Origin of the sequence: Dryocola sharpae (genome assembly GCF_051307055.1) — a bacterium.
Classification (GTDB): Bacteria; Pseudomonadota; Gammaproteobacteria; order Enterobacterales; family Enterobacteriaceae; genus Dryocola.
In genome coordinates this window covers 1,342,079-1,361,832 of the sequence record NZ_CP149994.1, presented here as the reverse complement: position 1 = coordinate 1,361,832, position 19,754 = coordinate 1,342,079, and the positions used below count along the sequence as shown (strand labels likewise).

Sequence of the window (19,754 nt, the reverse complement as noted above, 5' to 3'; positions counted from 1 at the left end):
ATGGGCAAGAGTAAGAAAAACCGTGCTGCAGTTCAGTACTGCCGCGGCGCGTCTGCAGATGCATTCAGCTTCGGTGATCCGATCCCGGTACTGGACCGCCGCGAGCTACTGGATTATGTGGAGTGCGTGCAGATGGACAGCTGGTATGAACCGCCGTTGAGTTTTGAGGGACTGGCGCGCACCTACCGTGCCGCCGTGCATCACAGCTCGCCGATTGCCGTAAAGCGCAACACCCTGACCAGCACCTTTATTCAGCATCCGCTGTTGAGCCAGCAGGCGTTCAGCCGGTTTGTGCAGGACTATCTGGTGTTTGGCAACGCCTATCTGGAAAAGCGCACCTACCGGCTCGGCGGCATTTTGTCAGTGGAGTCATCGCTGGCGAAATACACCCGCCGCGGGATCGATTTAGACACCTATTGGTTTGTGCAATACGGCCTGACCATGCAGCCCTACGAGTTCACCAAAGGCAGCATTTTTCACCTGATGGAACCGAATCTGAACCAGGAGATTTACGGCCTGCCGGAATACCTGTTCGCCATCCCTTCTGCCCTGCTCAACGAGTCCGCGAGGTTGTTTCGCCGTAAGTACTACATTAACGGCAACCACGCGGGTTTTATCATGTATATGACCGACGCCGCGCAGAACCAGGAGGACTTGAACAGCATCCGCCAGGCCATGAAAAGCGCCAAAGGATCGGGCAACTTCCGCAACCTGTTTATGTACTCGCCCAACGGCAAGAAGGATGGCATCCAGATCATCCCTTTGTCAGAGGTAGCGGTAAAGGATGAGTTTCTGAACATCAAGAATGTGAGCCGCGACGACATGATGGCAGCGCACCGTGTTCCTCCGCAGATGATGGGGATTATGCCGAGTAATGTTGGGGGGAGATGTAGAAAAGGCGAGTAACGTATTTATACGTAATAAACTAATTCCATTACAAAGAAGATTTGAGGAGCTCAATGTATGGTTAAAAGAAAAAGTGATCCAGTTCGAAGAATATAAACTTCATTCAAATTAGTATTAAGACTGCCAGCTTTGGCAGCCTTAATATTTATCGCCATTTTAGATAAAAGGCAAAAAATGGATCAGTTATATGTAATTTTCGGTCTTCCTTATCCCAATCTATCACAGGAGTGGAGGCTTCTTCAGTAGCAGCTATTTTAGCCATTTTTTCTATAACGCGGGTTACCTCATGAGCTTGCGGAGGAGTGTCTTGCACCAGTTCACGTATAGCAGCCCTTAATTCTTCATACTGAATACTTTGCATTCCTGGTTTCATATGCGACAAAGCATATAATACAACTTTATATATATCGACTTCCTCACCATTTTTAAGTTTTCTAGGAATTCTATCTGTTCGTTGATTTGGGCCGCTCGCCAACTTATCAAATACTATTTTACCGGTAGATTCCGCAACCCCTCTAAAAATATCATCGTCTAAAGTAATAATGGTTAATCTATTCGGCAAAGTTTCTTTAACATTATTTGCCAAACATATAGCCTTACAAAACTCTTGCATCAAATGAGGGCTTCCCAATGACTCATGGGCAATTTTATCAATTACAGAATCACTAACATCCATGTTTAGCAGCGGAAAACCTACTTTTGCTATTTGTTTTAGTTCATCCATTTCCCATGAAGGCATAGAAATATTTTCTAGCCGTCCGGTAATTTCTTTCTCAACTTTTACAGCATCATATCTTCGATGCGGAATGGCTATCAGTACAACGGGTACTCCATCAAAAACCAATGGTTTTACCGCTCTAATAAAGCTCCCTTGCAGATCACGATCAAGATAATGAAAATCATCAATTATGAGACTGGACTTGGTCTGAGAGAGAACTTTTAACGCAGAACTTTTTGCAGATGTCGTTCGCGATTTTTTACTACCGGTTGACGTTCCGTCCGTTTGAACTAAACCAGCCTCGCCAGTACCTTTAACAACTAATGCATTTGCGGTCCCCGATACTTTACCACTAATTGCAAGAGCACTATTTTGTCCAGAATTAAATTCTATACTATGGTAGCCATTTAATTTTTCTAATACCTGCTCCCAAATATCATCTTCTTTTGTAATACTCCCACCATCAATCCATATAACGTCATCATCAAGGGCGGGGAATACCATTCTTGTAATTACAGTCTTACCTGACTTTGTTTGTCCTGTTAAAGTTACTAACTTACATAAATTATCTCTAGCACTCTCCAATTTACCATGCACCTCTCCTTCTGAGCGCTCAACATAAGTCAATTTCGGCATACCACCTGGCACAAAAACTTGTGAAGCACGTTGTTTATCCATGAACACTTCCCAATCAATACAGTTTTGGTGAGTTACCACTTAAAAAAGCTAAAACATTTAAGCTCAGACCTTTAGCATAACATGATTTTATTAATCAAGGCCACAAGGGCGCGCTCGTATCCCCGCCACGCCTGCCCGCTTCATGTAGCGGTTTTCATGCACTTGCATGACATAAGCAAAAGCCCGCCATTCCTGGCGGGCTTCAGCGAAAACGATCCTCAGATGATCATGCGATTTCATGCAGCATGATCATGCATGCACCTACACGTTCTTATCCTTTGTCTCTTCTGGCTCGGAATAGTCATCAAAGGATAAGTAGGTCCCAGTATCAAAGAGGGAAACTGCCTCTACCTGATCCATAGGAATAACGTGCCTGAAATGCTGCAAATTCAAATCCTCTGAATCCGCAGTAATACCTTTCGCCAAATACAGCTCATAATAACGATGCTGTTCATGGTAGCGGAGAGTATCTTTATCACGATAGCCACTGATGTAAGGAATGATCGCTAAATGTTGAGTATGGCTGTGTTCAATACGCGGAGCTGCGACATAACCGATATAGACCTTTCGTGATTTCAGCGTAACGAAGATCAGCATATCTTCATCAATAGCCTGCACAAGAAGAGACTCAACACCATCCATTGAAGCCATTTCTCTGTAAGCGGCCTGTCTTACCTCTTCTTTTTCGAGTGATTTCCTCGCGTTCTGACCTGCTGCATAAGCCAGCAAGCATGACATCCCTATGGAGAATGCAAACAACAATGGGTATTTCATGACTTCTTTAACCGTCAGCCATGAGTAAATATCTTTCATGCCGTATGTCGGCCAGATTAAATGAGGCAACGAGATAATTAAGCTGATCAGCCAAAGGATAATGTAGAGAAAGAAAATGACACCGAACCCTTGAACAACAAACTTACAACCGTGCATTGCAACATAGAAGTAAGAAGTCCAGCCGTTGGTTCTTGCATGACGTATGCGGGATTGATAGTGGTTTTCTGTGTACCAAAACCCGCATACAAGAACAACCATTATGACTAGTGGTCCCATCATTCATCCTTAACGTTTAGCTGCCAGTTCCTTCATGCGAGCTTGCATGGAATCACGAACGTCTTTGTTGTTCATGTTGAGAACAGCATTCCCATTAGCATCAGTGGTGATTTTACTGTCGTTGGATTGCTCAATCTCTTGCTGGATAACACCCTGCATCCATCGACCTGGGGTTGAAATTATTTTTCCAAAAAACTTAGTCATACGACCTCCTCGCTGTGCCTACTTACATGTGGCATTGCTGCTGACTCTTCTTGTTATGACCTTATTGTAGGACAATGCTGGGTCGTGAACACCGGGTGGAGTCGTTTATCTATCCCATTTTCACGACTACGACAAGAAAAACTGATCGTAATTCAACCTGCATCGTTCAAAAAACTACATGTAGCGTCTCTACACTGAACAAACAACTACAAAAGCTAACGACTCGCTAAGCTCGTTGTTCTACGTTGCTGACGTCAGAAGCGAGTTCTCACGCCAGCAACGTTTGCTACTAACTGGGAAGATCCATTGAGCGGTTATATTATGAGCACAAATTTTTGCCATCAGTTCGTCCGCCAACTCAGAGACCCACTGGATAGCCAGCCGCTTTTCTTCATCGTCACACTCACTCGCCGCTACAAGCTTGATAAAAAAATCAATGCGCTGCAGCTTCAACGACTCCAAGAAATAGTCCTGTATCTTCCTTCCTATCCGAACTGCTGAATAAACAACTGTATTTATATCTACTGTTTATACATACAGTATAGAATGGATTTCTATTTGTAAAATCCTTTTTTCAATTTCAATCGGATATCTCTTATGGGATCACTAAACAACACAAATCAGACGTTACTCATGAATACCATTGCCGCCATTTATCATCTTCCTGCAGCCGCTGATTTCGATAGAAAAGACGCAGCCTGGCTCCTGAGGGAATACTACCGCCACGTAGAAGTAGATCCACTTCTTTTTCGCTGCCGTCAAACCCTCTCGACCTTAGCTCAGTGTCGAACTGCTGTCGCTGGATTTTGTTAATTTCCTGCCTGTACCCTTTCCGCCGCTTTGGCTTTACCAATCTCAGCCGTGCTGTCAGCTCCCGCCGTTCTTTAGCACTCAAATTGTGGAGATCCGGCAGCACCTCCGGCTCGTTGGTTTCAGGTAAATTGCCCCCTGATTGATTCAAAATTTCAACAGGGGGACAGTTATTGCCACGAGTCCAAGGGGCGCAAGCGCCTTGGTCGGCAGTCGCCTCCTGAACGTCAATGGCCTTACGAACCATTTTCCACTTCATCGCGTGCAGATTCGGCCCTCAACAATCGGGGACCACCCGCGCGACTTCATTGGTTGGCACGCAAGGCAGGCAGTGGATTTGCGCCAGAAACCCATCAACCAGCGTTGAGTCTTCAGTGAGATCGGTCAGCAGCCATATATCGGGAGCAGTGAGCCGATGCGGTTGCTCCGGGTTGAGCTTGTTACGCAGGGTTTGCACGTTTTGCCAGCTTCGCCATATTGTGGCGTAGAGCGAACGTCCGGCAGGCCTCATTAAAATGAGGATGTTTTGATATGCGATAGTCAAACATAGTCAGTTGCTCCGTGAAGTCTCAGAATGGAACTAGTTAAGAGTCACATTGCAATCTGAGAGTGCATCAACGGTTAGAGCGACGATGTTAATCATCACCTTTTCGCGCTTCTTATCATTGCGCAGGCGATGACGAGGTAAACGGCCATCTGCAAGCATGTCGTTTATGGTGTCAACTGGCAGCCCAGTTAACTCGCTATAGCGTTCAATTGTGACGTGTGGCGTAGTCAGAGTGATTGAAATATTAGGGGTCATGATGCAACATCTCCTATTGGCTTGTGGTGAGCCGTTTGTAATCGTGACAAGCACCCAAATGGGGCCAGAGCTGATACCAGGATCGCATAAGAGATATGTCAACATCAAAGTACCCAAGTGAGATCAAAATAAATCCCAATCAGGGCGGTAAAGCTGCGATTGAACGATTGGTGGAGGCGTATGGTTTTACGACACGGCAGACATTAGCCGATCACCTGGATGTCTCAAAAAGCACGTTGGCTAACAGGTATATGCGGGATACGTTTCCTGCCGACTGGATAATCCAGTGCGCTTTAGAAACAGGAGTATCACTTAATTGGTTAACCACCGGGGAAGGTCTCAAGCAAAGTTCAAAAACAGCGACTACCGAAGAACTTGCGCAGTTTGCTCTTATAGCAGGCAAGATGGTTGGGAATGGTTCATGTTTTTTTGACGCATCGTTCCTTCCTGCCAATCTTTCATCTCCGATTATTGTTGTTGATGGCCGAACCACATACATCTGTGATCAGAAATTCACTGATGTGTTAGATGTGCACTGGTTGATCAATATTGATGGAACTTATTCCGTTAGACTTATTACAAGACTGCCGAAAGGTATGATTAAAATTTCTACGGCAGAAAATAGTTTCGAGTGTGCTTTTTCAGATATTGAAGTGATTGCCAGTGTAAGAAGCACAACGGTTTTAAACTGATAGAGTAAAAGGATTTAGAAATGGATTTATTTCTCGTTGTAGTTTTTCTGTTAGCCCTACTCGCCCCCATCCTGGCTGTCATTATGCTCAAGAAGAGCAAACAACATAAGGCAGCGATTGAAGCACTTAACCATCGCAACCTGGACCTTTCGAATGAATTGAGTGAAAGCCAAGAACATTTAGCGCAAGCTATTCGAGAGCATTCAGAGCTGGAAGGGAAGTCAGCTCCTTTGTGGCAATATAAAGAACTGCATAGTGCGGTTCTGAATGCTGAAATAACGATAAAAACAGTGGATTCGATTGCTAAAAGCACAGTTAATGAAGCACAACTAAAAGCCTCCACCATTGTTTCAGAAGCAAACAATCAAGCCCGACTAACGATAAGCAATGCCAGCAATGAAGCGGTTGTAATAACTAAAGACGCTCGCGATGCCCGTTTAAAAGCCAAGGAACGATTGGATAACGCTAATAGTAGGGCCGATGAGCTAATCTCCAATGCAAATGATAATGCAATGAAAATAGTCGCGGATGCAGAGAGCCGAGCAAAAGAAATCGCCGGCTCTGCATACGAAGCGAAAGAGTTTGCAGAAACCTACCAAGCTGTTGCTAAGTCAATGAAAAATAAAATTGAAGGTTACGGTGATGAATGGATTGTTCCAAACCGAAGCGTTCTGGATGAACTTGCAGAGAATTATGAATTTACTGATGCAGGCAGAGAACTACAAAAAGCCAGAGAGTTAACAAAATCTCTAATCAAAACGAGCAAAGCGGCAAATTGTGATTATGTCGAACCTAATAGACGTAATACTGCAATCAAATTTGTTTTAGATGCGTTTAATGGAAAAGTTGATAGTACTCTTTCTAAAATAAAACATAATAATTACGGCAAACTTTCCCAAGAAATTAAAGACGCATTTCAGCTTGTGAATTATAACGGCTCAGCGTTTAGGTCGGCTAAGATCACTGATATCTACTTACAGGCCCGACTCAATGAACTGAAATGGGGCGTTGCAGTTAATGAAATTATGCTCGAAGAAAAAGAAGAACAAAGGCGCATCAAAGAGCAGTTACGCGAAGAAGAAAAAGCACGTCGAGAATACGAAAGAGCGATTAAAGAAGCCGAGAAAGAAGAGAAAGCAATTCAGCAGGCTATAGACAAGGCGACTAAAGAGCTAATGCTTGCAGGTGAAGAGCAACGACTCGCTCTTGAGCAGAAACTGGCTGAATTACAAATTAAATTCGAAGAGGCTGAGGCCAAAAACCAGCGTGCTATTTCAATGGCTCAACAAACACGATCAGGTCATGTCTATGTTATTAGTAATATAGGTTCGTTCGGGGAGGATGTGTACAAAATTGGTATGACGCGTCGTCTTGAACCTCTAGACCGTGTTCGTGAACTTGGTGATGCAAGTGTTCCATTCGCCTTTGATGTACATGCAATGATCTACAGCGATGACGCACCATCATTAGAGAATCACTTGCATAAAGTGTTTAATGAAAAACAGGTTAACAAGGTTAATTCTCGGAAAGAATTTTTCAATGTCGGCATTCAAGATATTAAATCAACTGTCGCCAATATGAATATCGATGCACATTGGACAATGTTTGCCGATGCCAAGGAATATAGGGAATCTCTAGCAATTGAGAATGAACGCACAGCAGTGCAGGTTGCAAACGAAGAACTCGTTGTTGCCTGACATGGGTGATTTCAAGTAATCATACATTGACCACTGTTCATTTACACAGTCAAATATAGCCCTCATACATGAGGGCTTTTTTATGGCTGTACGAAAACTCGACACAGGGAAATGGATTTGCGAATGCTACCCTGCAGGGCGTAGCGGGCGCCGTGTGCATAAGCAATTCACTACCAAGGGCGAAGCCTTAGCCTTTGAGCGTCATACGATGGAAGAGGCTGAGAACAAGCCCTGGCTCGGTGAAGCTGTAGATCGCCGCAGACTAAGCGAGGTGGTCACGCTTTGGTATAACCTGCATGGCAAATCCCTTACTGCCGGAGAGCGTGTTTATAACAAGCTAAAATTAGTTGTCGCTGCCCTGAAAGACCCCTTGGCTGCCGACTTCACCGCTAAGCAGTTCGCCCAATACCGCGACAAACGCCTTTCCGGGAAGATTTACTTTAACGAGAAGTGGAAGAATGGTGCGGACCCGGTCACCATCAATCTTGAGCAAAGCTATCTTAGCGGCGTGTTCAGTGAGCTTTCACGTCTGGGAGAATGGACGCAACCGAACCCATTAGAAACCATGCGCAAGTTCACTACCGCCGAAAAAGAGATGGCCTGGCTTACTCATGAGCAAATCACGGAGCTGCTGGCAGCCTGTAACCGACTTGGCGAAGATTTAACTCTAATAGTGAAGGTTTGCCTTAGTACCGGCGCGCGCTGGCGTGAGGCTGAAAATCTAGGGCGTTCGCAGATATCAAAATACAACATTACTTTTGTGCGAACGAAGGGGAAAAAAAACCGCAGCATTCCGATCAGCAAAGAATTTTATGAAGAACTGACAGCTCGCAAGACTGACAAGCTTTTCAAGGAATGCTACTTCCAGTTTATGGGCGCCCTAGACTCCACATCTATCAAACTGCCTCGCGGACAGCTCACCCACGTTCTACGCCATACATTCGCAGCCCATTTCATGATGTCGGGCGGAAACATTCTGGCACTTCAGCGCATACTGGGTCACCACGATATCAAAATGACGATGAGATATGCGCACCTAGCACCAGATCATCTTGATACCGCCCTGCACTACAATCCATTAGCAACAATGCCCGCTCCTACTACCGAAGCCGAAAATATGTACCTTGTTGGTTAGGGTAAAAAATGTGCGGTTAGTGGATTTTCGCATTTAGCTGATCTATCCGTTTGTAAATTCTTTCGTCGTTTCCAACCAAAATTGGGCAACTCAACCCAAATTGACGGGCAGATTTGAGCGAGCAGCGGAAGTTGGCATTTATATGCCAACTTAAAATATGGCTACCGATGTTTTGGAGTACCATGATGAGCAGAATTACTCTCTAATAACTTAATCTGGTTGCGGCAAGTATATGTACATCGCGACTCCGTTGTTGGCGATTTATCTGAAAAAAACAAAATGGGGAGGATTCATTTTTTTGAATTCAAGATCTCTGGTTTTTCAGTAAACACATTTCTATTTAAAATAAATTTGTAGCACTCATTGTTATTTTTCCGTAGATACATAACCCGCCATTGCTTTGCTCCGCAATCAGATAAAAATGACGCATCCGACAAAATAGCTATCCTTGCGACATAATCTGAAGATAGAGCGGCAAGAAAGAACGGAATTGCTACAACAATGATCAGAGACTGAAGCATGGTAACTACCCGGACAAAGATTGATTGCTCATAATTAACTTTTACCCACACGGGGAGAAAGCCAACAATGTTACCAGTAATCATGCCTATCGCACTGGATATACCTGTGGCAAGCATCAAGAAAAAGTACAGAACACAAATAGAAATAGGAATAGCAACAATAGCAGGGGAAAATTTCAAATACTCCTCATCAATACCGTAAATCACACTAAGCATTTTCAGCGTTAACACATATGAAATAAACCATATCACCACGTTATAAAACTTAATAGCAAATGTACTTTTTATTATTTTCAACAGAAGATTTCTTTCTGGATATAGCTTATACAAGCTATAGATGAACAAAACAAAAAATGCGATAAAAACATGTTCGAACTTCATAAGTAGCAGTCCAGTCGCGACAACAACGATCAGCAGCAAAAAATCCTTTGATTTCTTTCTCATAACATCATCCTTATTATCCATAGTAATTTCCGTTAAGGTTTTCATGAACAGCACGTATGAACCCATATAACGCGATGTTAGCAACTTCTGTTACTGGCACATAGTGTGCTGTTCTACCATATTCACACATGTGTCGAAATTCCTGGGATTGCCCAATATTTCATGGCGCATAGTAACAAGCAGTAATGTGCTCTCAGACTTTAAAAGGGTTGAAGCGGGAAGCTATAATAGAACAGGCAGAAGAGAAAAGTCCTGCCGATGAAATAAACCCCGAGTGAATTACAGTGGCGACAAAATGGCGGCAGAGGTTGGCAATGCCCCTATTTCCTCCCTACTCACCGCCATATTAAGTGATTGATAAACAAGTAAATCATTGTTTTTACTATCCCGTTTACATAAATGGGTTTTTTATTGCCTGCAATCCAGTACCTGTCCAGCGATCTCTACATGTTCTCTTCTCTGTGCCAGTCGCTTAGCCGCGCACGACTTACAAAGCGATTCACCGCCAGCACAACAACCATCGCCGCAAAACCGCCGCCCGCACAAATATACAGCACCCATGCGGGGTCATACTTGTCCGCCGCAAAGCCTGCAATTACCGGTAAGATAAGCGTGATAGCCAGCTGTAAGCGCCAGGATTTCGCCATTGCCGCGCCGGTTACCGCGACAGGGAAAGTTTGCATGATATGAAGCGTTGCCAGGACGTAAACGATATTTGTGAATATATGCGCAGCGACAATCAGCAACATCGCCGTCCCCTGGCTGCGCGTTACCGAAACCAGTGCGTAACAGCAAATAAACAGCGCGAGGAAAATCACGAACACATTCAGCTTGCCGCTATGGCGCTTAAGCTGTGCCTGCGTCAGCAACAACGGGCCGATTAGCTGCCCGACGCTGCGTGCTAAAAGCAGCATTAATCCCGTATCCGCTACTTCGCCGCTAAAATTTACCGCCAGCGCAGGAAGAAGCGCCATTGCCGGCGCGCCGACCAGAGCGAGCGAAGGCAACAGCAGCAAGCTCCGGCGCTGGAGCTGATTAAGCTCCCGCCATCTGAGCCGCTCGCCGGCCTCCCCGCTCTTCAGCCTTTCAACAGCCCGGTAATATCGATGCGCAACAAACAGCAGCCCGATGGATAAGGCAAAACTCAGAGCATCCAAAGCGAGGACGATCGCTGAAGGCAGCCGCCCGTAAAGCAGCGTGCCGATGCCGATCCCAAGAATAATGTTTGCCGCGAAGATCAGCGTCTCCATGCCCGAAGCCGCGGGAAGATCCGCCGGTCGCAGGCCATTTTTCAGCAGCTGGCTTAATACCGGCACCACCATTCCGCTGGCAAAAGCGGCCACGGCCTGGCTTAACAAAAGCAGAGCCTGGCCATCGCTGTATAAAGACCACAGCGGGAAAGCGAGCCCGATAAGTCCGAGCATCTCACTCATCATCAGAATGGGAATAAGCGGTAATTTTCGCAGAAGCTTTTCGGCAATAAGGCTGCCGGGGATACCCGGCGCCAGCGCCAGAATATAGGCAAGGGTCAGCGCCGAGGGTTTTGCCTCAAGCGTGAGCAGCTTGCCAAATACGATTACATAGGTAAGTCCGTTGCCTACGGAAGAGAGCAGCAGCGCGCCGCCGAGCAGCGCAAACCAGCGATACTGCCGCAGGCAGCGTAAGATGAGAAAAAACATAGGTTATCCCTTATCAACAAGCACAAGTAAGTCGCCGACGGTGAAGTCGGGGTTGAGTTCTGTGTTTATCGTTAAGGGAGCAACTACATTGGGAGGAACTCGCGTCAGGAAACTGCTTCAAACTCTAGCTAACAAACGCCATTAAATCACCTGCCAGATTTAGCGCACGATTTTCGCCACCATGCGGGTGAGGTCTTCCCGGCTCATCGGCTCGCGATCGGTGACGTAGTGCAGCGTCATGCCTTCAATGAAGGCGTCCAGCGTGCGGGCGGTTATCGGATCGAAGAAGGCTTCCAGCGTCTGCTGGCTGCGGCACATCCAGTCCTGCATGATGGTTTTAAGCGGCGGCGTACGGTTGGCGTAAGCATAGAGCTGGTACATCACCTGCAGGTTATAAGAAGTCGCAATCGTCTCGTCGCAAATCATATCGACAATGGCCTCACAGGCTTCATCCGCGTTTTTTGCCTGCTCAAGGCGCGCGCGATAGCTGTCTGACATTTCCAGCGCAAACTGGGTAAAGGCTTCGCTAAGCAGCGAATCTATGCCATCAAAATAGTAGGTCATCGATCCTAGCGAAACGCCCGCTGCGGCAGCGATTTTACGGTGCGTGATATGGCTGACGCCATGTTCCACCAGCATATCCAGCGTCGCCTGCAGAATGCGGGCGCGCCTGTCCGGATCGCTGCGCCGGGATGCTTTGCTCATGCTCTATCCTGTTGAGTGCCTGCTCGTTGCGATGAAAAGAGTTTAACCATGAATGTGTACAAATGTACATGGTCTTGCTAGTGTAAATGTTATCTCTTTCACATGACTTACTGGTTCTCTCCATGCCTGCCGCCTCAACCCAAAGAAAAGCCTTATTGCATCGCACCTGGGCTCTGTTTGCCTTCTTCTTTCTTCCCGGCCTCGTTATGGCCTCCTGGGCGACGCGCACCCCGGCGATCCGCGACACGCTTAGCGTTTCCACGGCGGGCATGGGCATCGTGCTGTTTGGCCTGTCTATCGGCTCGATGAGCGGTATTCTGTGCTCCGGCTGGCTGGTCAAACGCTTCGGCACCCACAAAATTATTCGCAGCGGCATGACGTTAATGGTCGCCGGCATGCTGAGCATGAGCGTCGCGCTGTTCTTCGCCTCTCCGGTGCTGTTCGCCCTTGGTCTGGCGCTGTTAGGCATGGGGCTTGGCTCATCCGAAGTGGCGATGAACGTCGAAGGCGCTATTGTCGAAGGGCTGATGAAAAAAACCGTGCTGCCGATGATGCACGGCTTTTACAGCCTCGGCACGCTGGTTGGCGCAGGCATCGGCATGAGTTTAACCGCCATCGGCTTTGCCGCTTTCGCGCATTTGCTGCTGATTGGCCTGCTGGTTATCGTGCCGATTGCCGTCGCGATTCGGGCGATACCGCACGGCGTAGGTAAAGACAATCCTGCGAGCGATACCGCAAACTCAGCCGGACCGCATCTTCCCTTCTATAAAGATATTCAACTGCTACTGATTGGTACTATCGTGCTGGCAATGGCCTTTGCCGAAGGGTCGGCCAATGACTGGCTGCCGCTGTTGATGGTGGACGGTCACGGTTTTAGCCCGACATCCGGCTCGCTGATTTATGTCGGCTTCACGCTGGGGATGACGGTTGGACGCTTCACCGGCGGTTGGTTTATCGACCGCTACAGCCGCGTAACCGTGGTACGAGCCTGCGCGCTGATGGGCATTCTCGGCATCGGGATGATCGTCTTTGTGGACAGCCCGTTCCTCGCTGGCGTATCGGTCATTTTGTGGGGGCTTGGAACCTCGCTTGGTTTCCCGCTGACGATTTCCGCCGCGGGCGATACCGGGCCAGATCCGGCCACGCGAGTAAGCGTCGTTGCCGCTTCTGGCTATGTCGCTTTTCTCGTCGGGCCGCCGCTGCTTGGTTTCCTTGGCGAACACTACGGGCTGCGGCTGGCAATGCTGGTCGTCCTCGCGCTCATGGTAGTCGCCGCGCTGATTGCCCGCGCCGTGGCAAAACCGTCGCAGTACTCGCAGCTGGCAAGTGATACAGAATAATGACTGACGCAATACAAGGGAGAATTCGATGAGTGTGAAATTAATTGCCGTAGACATGGATGGTACTTTTCTCGACGACCGCAAAAACTACAACCGGGCGCGTTTCGCCGGGCAGTACCAGCAGATGAAAGCGCAGGGCATTCGTTTTGTCGTCGCCAGCGGTAACCAGTATTACCAGCTCAGATCGTTTTTTCCGGCAATCGACCATGAAATCTCTTTTGTGGCGGATAACGGCGGCTGGGTGGTGAGTGAAAACCAGGACGTGTTCAACGGCGTGTTGACAAAGGAGCAGTACGACACGGTTATTGACCATCTTCTGACGCTGCCCCACGTCGATATCATCACCTGCGGCAAGCGCAGCGGTTACACCCTGAAAAGCTACGATGAAGGATTTAAGCGCATGGCAGGCATGTATTACCATCGCCTTGAGCTTGTGAATGATTTCACCCATCCGGACGACGTAATTTTCAAATTCGCCCTTAACCTGCCGGACGATTTACTGGCCGATACCATGGATTCGCTGACGGCGATTCTGGAAGGCATTGTCGTCCCCGTCTCCAGCGGCCACGGCTCCATCGACCTGATTATCCCCGGCGTTCATAAAGCCAACGGGCTGCGGATTTTGCAGGATAAATGGGGCATTAAGGATGACGAAGTCGTCACGTTCGGCGACGGAGGCAACGACATTGAGATGCTCTGCCAGGCCAGATTTAGTTTTGCGATGGCGAATGCGCCGGACAAAATTAAGCAGGTTGCGCGTTTCCAGGCAGGCTATAACAACGAAGAAGGCGTGCTGGATGTGATTGATAAAGTGCTGAAGCGGGAAACGCCTTTTAACGAGTAAAACACTTCGCGAAGTAGCGGTGGATGGCGCTTACGCTTATCCACCCCACGAAACTGTAGGTCGGATAAGCGCAGCGCCACCCCACGAAACCGTAGGTCGGGTAAGCGCAGCGCCACCCGACTATTTCAGCTGGTTACGACGATACTCGCCCTGGCGCTCCAGCATCCAGCCCGGATATTCCCGCGGCAGTTCGCTCACCGCGTTCAGTTTCTGTAGCTCATCATCGGTAAAACGAATTTCAGCTGCGGCGATATTGTCGTTTAGCTGATCGACACGCTTAGCGCCGATAATCACGCTGCTGACCACCTGCTGATGCAACAGCCAGGCGAGCGCTACCTGCGCCACGGAAACGCCTTTGCCGTCCGCAATTTCACGCATCACGTCCACGCAGTCGAAGGCGCGGTCCTTATTGACCGGCGGGAAGTCAAACTCAATGCGGCGGCTGCCCTCTTCGGCTTTGCCGTCGCGGCCGTATTTACCGCTCAGCAGGCCGCCTGCCAGCGGGCTCCACACCATCAGCCCCACGCCTTCGCTTTGCAGCATCGGCGCCAGATCGCGCTCAAGATCGCGTCCGGCGATGGTGTAGTAAGCCTGCAGCGAGGCAAATTTCGCAAGGCCCAGACGTTCGGAAATTCCCAGCGCCTTCATGATTTGCCAGGCGGCCCAGTTTGAAACGCCGATATAGCGCACGTGGCCGTGCTGCACCAGCGTATCCAGCGCGCGAAGCGTTTCTTCAACTGGCGTTGCCGGGTCGAAACCGTGCAGTTGATAAAGATCGATATGATCGAGCTGCATGCGCTGCAGGCTTTCTTTCACGCTGTTCATGATGTGATAGCGCGAGGAGCCACGGGAATTGGCGCTGCCGGTTCCGGTTTCACCAAAAACCTTCGTCGCGACGACAACGTTCTCGCGCGGGATCTTCAGGTTTTTTAGCGCCTGGCCGGTGATAATTTCCGAGCGACCTTCAGAGTAAACGTTCGCGGTATCAATAAAGTTGATGCCCGCATCCAGCGCGCCGCCGACCAGCTTTTCCGCATCGGCCTGGGCGAGATTACCTATTTTGCCCCACATGCCGCCCTCGCCGCCAAAGGTCATGGTGCCGAGGCAAAGTTCCGAAACAAACAGCCCGGTGTTACCAAGTTTTTTATAACGCATAGTGGTGACCTCATGTTCAGGTTTCAGATGGATTTCTTAAACGACCCGTCAGTTATACGCCCACTTTGCGTCTATGGAATGGGGGATTTCTACCCATTCCTTGCCCGATCCTGCATAAATTTAGCCGCGCGGCGCATCGCCGAAAACGGCGTAATCAGGCATGTTCACCTGCTGATACGGCTCCCAGCCGCCGCCGAGCGCTTTATACAAGGCGACTAAATCGATGCTGCTTTGCACCCGCGCCTGAGCGCGCTGCTGCTCGGCCTGTGAGAGCTGCCGCTGGGCGTCCAGCACCTCGATAAAGGTGGCGATGCCCGTGCGATAGCTTTCGCTTGCCAAATCAAAAGCGGTCTGCAGCGACTGCGTCGTTTGCGCAAGCCCCGCCTCCCGCTGCTGGTCGGTGCGGTAGCTCACCAGCGCGTTTTCCACGTCCTGCAACGCGGTCAAAACGGTCTGACGATATTGCAGCACCGCGCTGCCCTGCTGCGCGCGCGCCACTTTAACGCTGGAAACCAGCCTTCCGCCCTGGAAGATCGGGATCGAAACCTGCGGGCCGATACTGTAAAAGTGGCTGGCCCAGTCGAGCAGGTAACCCGATTCGTCATTACGTAAGCCCAGCTGTCCGGTGAGCGAGAGCGACGGAAAAAGCTGCGCCACGGAGACGCCGATTTGCGCAGTGGCCGCATGGAGATTCGCTTCCGCTTCCCGCACGTCCGGCCGACGGCGCGCCAGGTTTGCGGGAATGCCCACGGATACGATATCCGGCAGCTTCGGCAACGCCTGTTTCTCTGCCAGTTCACGATCGAGCGCGCCCGGCGGTCTGCCCAACAGCACCGCCAGCCCGTTCATCGCCTGGCGTTCCTGAGCCTGATACTGCGGGAGCTGCGCCTGAAGATTGCCAAGCTGGGCGCGCGCGTTTTCCACATCCATCTGCGGAGACAGCCCGCTTTTCTGGCGGCTTTCCGTCAGCTCAAGCGTCTGCTGCGCCGTATCGATTTGCGTTTGCAACGTTTGCATCACGCTTTGCGCCCCGCGTAGCTGTAGCCAGGCGCGGGCAACTTCCGCTTCCAGCGATACCAGCGCGTCGTTGCGCTGTTCGATGGCCGCATCCTGTTGGGCCTTCGCCGCCTCAACCTGGCGACGGACTTTGCCCCACAGATCCAGCTCCCAGCTGGCGTCAAAGCTTCCCTGGTAAAGGGTAATCGGTTTAGTGAGCGGATCGAGCGCGCCGCCGAGCTGCGGGTCAACGTCGTTCAACTGGTCATAAACGCCATGGGATTTTAATTCGCCTTCCAGCCCCAGTTGCTGACGCGTAACGCTCGCGCTGCCGTTGACGCTCGGGTAAAACGCGCCGCCCGCCTGAGTAATTTGCTCACGCGCACCGGCGATGCGCAGCACGGTTTGCTGCAGCGTCAGGTTGCCGGCAATCGCCCGTTCTATCAGGCTGTCGAGCTGCGGCGAGTTAAAGTTTTTCCACCAGCGCGGATCGATAGCTGTGGTTTGCGCCCGGGAAACCACCCCCGGTTCGTTCTGGCGAGCCGTGTCGTTAAAACCTGCGGGTGTTTGCGGCCTGGCAGGCTGATAATCCGGCCCTACCGCGCAGCCAGCCACCAGCAGCGCCAGCGTGGACATCCACATTCTCCTGTTCATATCAATGCGCTCCTGCGGCGCCTTCGCTCTTCACCGGCGAAAGCAAGAAACAAAGTGGGATCAGCAGCAAGGCGATGAAGCTCAGGATGGTAAACACGTCGATGTAGGCGAGAATACGCGACTGTTCAATCATCGTTTTATAGAGCTGTCCGGTTGCGATGCCGGTCGGGTCGCCAACCTGCGTCGTGAAGTTCCGAATCGCCTGCGCGCCGCTTTTAATAGCCTGCTGAAACTGTTCGTCAAACGGGTTCATATGGGTGCTGAGATGGGCGCTGTGTGCCTGCGCGCGTTCGGTAATCGCCGCCGTCGAGAGCGAAATACCTATCGAGCCCGCCACGTTACGGAACATGGTAAACAGCGCCGCCGAGTCGGCGTTAAGCCTTCGCGGAATGGTAATAAACGCAATGGTGGTCAGCGGCACAAATAAGAAGCCAAGCCCGATTGACTGCGCGCTGCGGAACAGCACCAGCGTTTCAAAATCGACGTTCGGCGTTAAGTTGCGCGACCAGAAAAACGACGCGGCGAGGCAGCTAAAGCCAAAGGCGATTATCCAGCGCGTCTGCACGATCGGCATCAGCTTTATTACCAGCGGAATGGTCAGCACGATGAGTATTGCGCCGGGAGAAAGCACCAGCCCGGACCAGGTTGCGGTATACCCCAGATCCTGCTGCGCAAGCTGCGGAATAACCACGGAGCTGCCGTACAGAATCATCGCCATTCCCGCCATCAGCAGGCTTGAGACGGCAAAGTTTTTGTCCTTCATGCAGCGCAAATCCACCACCGGTTTTTTGGCATAGATCAGCCAGAAAATCGCGCCGATAATGCCGATTAGCGTCAGCACGGCGAAGGTGCGGATAAAGTTCGAGTAAAACCAGTCGTCGTCTTCACCGCGATCCAGCATGACCTGCAGGCAGCCGAGGCCCAGCGCGATAAGGCCGATGCCGGTCCAGTCAACGGTAAGTTTTTCTTCCGATTTACGCTCCCAGGGCGGATCTTCTAACAGCTGATAAATCGCCAGCACCGTGACAATGCCAACCGGGATATTGATAAAAAATACCCAGCGCCAGGAGTAGTTGTCGGTTATCCAGCCGCCGAGCGTTGGCCCGAGTACCGGGGCGACGATAATGGCAATCGACGACAGTCCGAACGCTTTACCGCGATCTTCAGGCTTGAAGTAATCCAGCAAAACCGACTGCTGCGTGGGCTGTAACCCGCCGCCGAAGAAGCCCTGCATAACGCGAAACAGAATGATTTCCCAAAGCTCGGTGGCGATGCCGCACAAAAACGAACAGACGGTAAACATCACGATGCAGATTAAAAAGAATTGCTTGCGGCCAAACAGGCGGCTTAAGAATGCGGAGATAGGCAGCACGATGCCGTTTGCTACCAGATACGAGGTGAGCACCCAGGTGGATTCGTCATAGCTTGAGGAGAGCGAACCCGCCACGTGCGGCAGCGCCACGTTAACGATAGTGGTGTCGAGGATCTCCATGAAGACCGCAAGCGTGACGACAATCGCCACGGCCCACGGGTTACTGGCTGGTTTCCAGTTATCGTGATGCTCAGCGGCCATCTCGCTCATTCGACGGTTACCTTCGGCTCAACGGAGAGCCCCAGCGGCAGGGGATGGTTCGCATCCAGCCCTTTATCAATGACGATTTTTACCGGTACGCGCTGTACGATTTTCACAAAGTTGCCGGTAGCGTTTTCCGCCGGGAAGGCCGAGAAGCGCGAGCCGCTGCCCTGCTGAATGCTGTCGATATGCCCTTCCAGCTCCATGTCCGGATAGGCGTCCACGCTAAGCGTCACCTTATTGCCGGGGCGCATTCGTTCCAGCTGAGATTCTTTAAAGTTAGCGGTGACCCAGATATCCGGAGAAACCACCGAAAACAGCGCCGTTCCGGCCTGCACCAGCGAGCCGAGCTGCACGTTACGCAGCGTGACAAAGCCGTCAAACGGCGCGCGCACTTCGGTGTAAGAGAGGTTCAGCTCTGCCGTCTCAAGCTGGGCTTTGGCCTGTTCCACCTGCCGGGCTCGGGCTTCCACGTTGGTTCCCTGCTGGCGGATTTGCAGTTTGACCTGGCTTGCGACTTCAAGCTGCGCGCGGGCGTTGGCAAGCCCCGCTTCGGCCGATCGCAGTTGCGCGTTGGCGGTATCAATATTTTGCTGCGAGGTGGCGCGTGGATCCACGCCTCGCTGACGTTTGTACTCCGCGCGGGCATTGGCTAAATCCGCCTCTGCTTTGGTGACCTCCGCCTGCGCCCGATCGCGCTGGGCCGGATACTGCACTTTCGCCAGATCGAGCTGCGCCTGCGCCTGATGCAGCTGTGACTCCGCAAGGCCAACCTGCGCCCGGGCCCGATCGCGTTGCGCGGCGGCATCCCGCGGATCGATAACCACCAGCAGGTCGCCTTTATGCACCCGCTGGTTATCAGCGATATGCAATTCCGTAACGTAGCCCGCCACTTTCGGCGCGATGGTCACGGCGTTGCCTTCGGTAAAGGCATCGTCGGTGGTCTCTTCGTTACGGGTTAAAAACCACCACACCGCCGCCACAATCACCATCACTACCACGACGATGCCCAAAATAATCAGCGGCTTTTTGCCGGGGCGTTTTTTTTCGTCGTTTTGATTATTCTCTTGTTGAGCGTCGCCTTTTTGCTGCTCTTCGCCGTTATCCGGCTTGTCATTCTGGTCTGCCATAGGTTCGCCAGCTCGCCCTGG

The 19,754-nt window shown here is 50.4% G+C and carries 16 protein-coding genes and 4 pseudogenes; 6 read left to right on the top strand and 14 right to left on the bottom strand.

Translation table 11 applies throughout. From position 1 onward, the window contains the following. A pseudogene (locus tag WLO31_RS06500) lies at positions 1 to 1,018 on the top strand (phage portal protein). A 33-nt stretch (positions 1,019 to 1,051) separates the two neighbouring features. Here the strand turns inward: WLO31_RS06500 and WLO31_RS06495 are convergent. The 7 genes and pseudogenes from WLO31_RS06495 to WLO31_RS06465 form a co-directional block, all read right to left on the bottom strand. Further along, positions 1,052 to 2,302: a hypothetical protein gene (locus WLO31_RS06495; RefSeq protein ID WP_435929670.1), complete on the bottom strand. Its 1,251-nt coding sequence runs from the start codon at positions 2,300 to 2,302 to the stop codon at positions 1,052 to 1,054. Positions 2,303 to 2,563: 261 nt separating this feature from the next. Then, positions 2,564 to 3,352: a hypothetical protein gene (locus WLO31_RS06490; protein WP_435930534.1), complete on the bottom strand. Its 789-nt coding sequence runs from the start codon at positions 3,350 to 3,352 to the stop codon at positions 2,564 to 2,566. Between the two features lie 9 nt (positions 3,353 to 3,361). Then, a complete protein-coding gene (locus tag WLO31_RS06485) occupies positions 3,362 to 3,556 on the bottom strand; it encodes a hypothetical protein (protein WP_435929669.1) in 195 nt (64 codons plus the stop codon). Between the two features lie 289 nt (positions 3,557 to 3,845). After that, positions 3,846 to 4,033, bottom strand: a pseudogene (locus tag WLO31_RS06480) (hypothetical protein). A gap of 154 nt (positions 4,034 to 4,187) precedes the next feature. After that, positions 4,188 to 4,660, bottom strand: a pseudogene (locus WLO31_RS06475) (replication endonuclease); the annotation flags it as partial. 1 nt (position 4,661) lies between these two features. After that, positions 4,662 to 4,914, bottom strand: a pseudogene (locus tag WLO31_RS06470) (phage regulatory CII family protein); the annotation flags it as partial. A 32-nt stretch (positions 4,915 to 4,946) separates the two neighbouring features. Further along, entirely contained in the window at positions 4,947 to 5,168 is a 222-nt protein-coding gene (locus WLO31_RS06465) for a regulator (RefSeq protein ID WP_435929668.1), read from the bottom strand. A gap of 95 nt (positions 5,169 to 5,263) precedes the next feature. On the opposite strand from WLO31_RS06465, the gene WLO31_RS06460 reads away from it, so the two are divergent. The 3 genes from WLO31_RS06460 (at position 5,264) to WLO31_RS06450 (ending at position 8,692) form a co-directional block, all read left to right on the top strand. Further along, a complete protein-coding gene (locus WLO31_RS06460; protein WP_435929667.1) occupies positions 5,264 to 5,860 on the top strand; it encodes a phage repressor protein CI in 597 nt (198 codons plus the stop codon). A 20-nt stretch (positions 5,861 to 5,880) separates the two neighbouring features. After that, the gene (locus WLO31_RS06455; RefSeq protein WP_435929666.1) at positions 5,881 to 7,557 is read left to right on the top strand and encodes a DUF4041 domain-containing protein; all 1,677 of its coding nucleotides are present in this window, start codon (positions 5,881 to 5,883) and stop codon (positions 7,555 to 7,557) included. A gap of 82 nt (positions 7,558 to 7,639) precedes the next feature. Further along, on the top strand, positions 7,640 to 8,692 hold the full coding sequence (locus tag WLO31_RS06450; protein WP_435929665.1) for a phage integrase: 1,053 nt from the start codon (positions 7,640 to 7,642) through the stop codon (positions 8,690 to 8,692). A 290-nt stretch (positions 8,693 to 8,982) separates the two neighbouring features. Here the strand turns inward: WLO31_RS06450 and WLO31_RS06445 are convergent, their stop codons facing one another. From WLO31_RS06445 to WLO31_RS06435, 3 genes are all read right to left on the bottom strand, one after another. Continuing rightward, the gene (locus WLO31_RS06445; RefSeq protein WP_435929664.1) at positions 8,983 to 9,678 is read right to left on the bottom strand and encodes a hypothetical protein; all 696 of its coding nucleotides are present in this window, start codon (positions 9,676 to 9,678) and stop codon (positions 8,983 to 8,985) included. Positions 9,679 to 10,100: 422 nt separating this feature from the next. Next, positions 10,101 to 11,336: an MFS transporter gene (locus WLO31_RS06440; protein ID WP_435929663.1), complete on the bottom strand. Its 1,236-nt coding sequence runs from the start codon at positions 11,334 to 11,336 to the stop codon at positions 10,101 to 10,103. Between the two features lie 159 nt (positions 11,337 to 11,495). After that, the gene (locus tag WLO31_RS06435) at positions 11,496 to 12,041 is read right to left on the bottom strand and encodes a TetR/AcrR family transcriptional regulator (protein WP_435929662.1); all 546 of its coding nucleotides are present in this window, start codon (positions 12,039 to 12,041) and stop codon (positions 11,496 to 11,498) included. Positions 12,042 to 12,163: 122 nt separating this feature from the next. Between WLO31_RS06435 and WLO31_RS06430 the strand changes: the two genes are divergently transcribed. Together WLO31_RS06430 and WLO31_RS06425 are read left to right on the top strand one after the other, a co-directional pair. Beyond that, the gene (locus tag WLO31_RS06430; RefSeq protein WP_435929661.1) at positions 12,164 to 13,381 is read left to right on the top strand and encodes an MFS transporter; all 1,218 of its coding nucleotides are present in this window, start codon (positions 12,164 to 12,166) and stop codon (positions 13,379 to 13,381) included. A gap of 28 nt (positions 13,382 to 13,409) precedes the next feature. Then, positions 13,410 to 14,225 (top strand): Cof-type HAD-IIB family hydrolase, encoded by an 816-nt coding sequence (locus WLO31_RS06425; RefSeq protein WP_435929660.1) that lies wholly within the window; start codon positions 13,410 to 13,412, stop codon positions 14,223 to 14,225. 120 nt (positions 14,226 to 14,345) lie between these two features. Here WLO31_RS06425 and WLO31_RS06420 read toward each other — a convergent pair whose 3' ends face one another. From WLO31_RS06420 to WLO31_RS06405, 4 genes are all read right to left on the bottom strand, one after another. After that, positions 14,346 to 15,380 (bottom strand): aldo/keto reductase, encoded by a 1,035-nt coding sequence (locus tag WLO31_RS06420; RefSeq protein ID WP_435929659.1) that lies wholly within the window; start codon positions 15,378 to 15,380, stop codon positions 14,346 to 14,348. Between the two features lie 120 nt (positions 15,381 to 15,500). After that, positions 15,501 to 17,030: an efflux transporter outer membrane subunit gene (locus WLO31_RS06415; RefSeq protein ID WP_435929658.1), complete on the bottom strand. Its 1,530-nt coding sequence runs from the start codon at positions 17,028 to 17,030 to the stop codon at positions 15,501 to 15,503. Between the two features lies 1 nt (position 17,031). Beyond that, the gene (locus WLO31_RS06410; protein ID WP_435930533.1) at positions 17,032 to 18,603 is read right to left on the bottom strand and encodes a DHA2 family efflux MFS transporter permease subunit; all 1,572 of its coding nucleotides are present in this window, start codon (positions 18,601 to 18,603) and stop codon (positions 17,032 to 17,034) included. Positions 18,604 to 18,608: 5 nt separating this feature from the next. Then, positions 18,609 to 19,733, bottom strand: a complete 1,125-nt coding sequence (locus WLO31_RS06405) for an HlyD family secretion protein (RefSeq protein ID WP_435929657.1) — start codon at positions 19,731 to 19,733, stop codon at positions 18,609 to 18,611. Positions 19,734 to 19,754: the final 21 nt, after the last annotated feature.

What these genes read in the sequence shown, in the direction of transcription:
- WLO31_RS06450 (WP_435929665.1), top strand. Translation starts at nt 7,640, where the DNA reads ATGGCTGTACGAAAACTCGACACAGGGAAATGGATTTGCGAATGCTAC.
- WLO31_RS06415 (WP_435929658.1), bottom strand. Translation starts at nt 17,030, where the DNA reads ATGAACAGGAGAATGTGGATGTCCACGCTGGCGCTGCTGGTGGCTGGC.
- WLO31_RS06425 (WP_435929660.1), top strand. Translation starts at nt 13,410, where the DNA reads ATGAGTGTGAAATTAATTGCCGTAGACATGGATGGTACTTTTCTCGAC.
- WLO31_RS06445 (WP_435929664.1), bottom strand. Translation starts at nt 9,678, where the DNA reads ATGGATAATAAGGATGATGTTATGAGAAAGAAATCAAAGGATTTTTTG.
- WLO31_RS06410 (WP_435930533.1), bottom strand. Translation starts at nt 18,603, where the DNA reads ATGGCCGCTGAGCATCACGATAACTGGAAACCAGCCAGTAACCCGTGG.
- WLO31_RS06455 (WP_435929666.1), top strand. Translation starts at nt 5,881, where the DNA reads ATGGATTTATTTCTCGTTGTAGTTTTTCTGTTAGCCCTACTCGCCCCC.
- WLO31_RS06430 (WP_435929661.1), top strand. Translation starts at nt 12,164, where the DNA reads ATGCCTGCCGCCTCAACCCAAAGAAAAGCCTTATTGCATCGCACCTGG.
- WLO31_RS06405 (WP_435929657.1), bottom strand. Translation starts at nt 19,733, where the DNA reads ATGGCAGACCAGAATGACAAGCCGGATAACGGCGAAGAGCAGCAAAAA.
- WLO31_RS06490 (WP_435930534.1), bottom strand. Translation starts at nt 3,352, where the DNA reads ATGGGACCACTAGTCATAATGGTTGTTCTTGTATGCGGGTTTTGGTAC.
- WLO31_RS06495 (WP_435929670.1), bottom strand. Translation starts at nt 2,302, where the DNA reads ATGGATAAACAACGTGCTTCACAAGTTTTTGTGCCAGGTGGTATGCCG.
- WLO31_RS06485 (WP_435929669.1), bottom strand. Translation starts at nt 3,556, where the DNA reads ATGACTAAGTTTTTTGGAAAAATAATTTCAACCCCAGGTCGATGGATG.
- WLO31_RS06465 (WP_435929668.1), bottom strand. Translation starts at nt 5,168, where the DNA reads ATGACCCCTAATATTTCAATCACTCTGACTACGCCACACGTCACAATT.
- WLO31_RS06440 (WP_435929663.1), bottom strand. Translation starts at nt 11,336, where the DNA reads ATGTTTTTTCTCATCTTACGCTGCCTGCGGCAGTATCGCTGGTTTGCG.
- WLO31_RS06460 (WP_435929667.1), top strand. Translation starts at nt 5,264, where the DNA reads ATGTCAACATCAAAGTACCCAAGTGAGATCAAAATAAATCCCAATCAG.
- WLO31_RS06435 (WP_435929662.1), bottom strand. Translation starts at nt 12,041, where the DNA reads ATGAGCAAAGCATCCCGGCGCAGCGATCCGGACAGGCGCGCCCGCATT.
- WLO31_RS06420 (WP_435929659.1), bottom strand. Translation starts at nt 15,380, where the DNA reads ATGCGTTATAAAAAACTTGGTAACACCGGGCTGTTTGTTTCGGAACTT.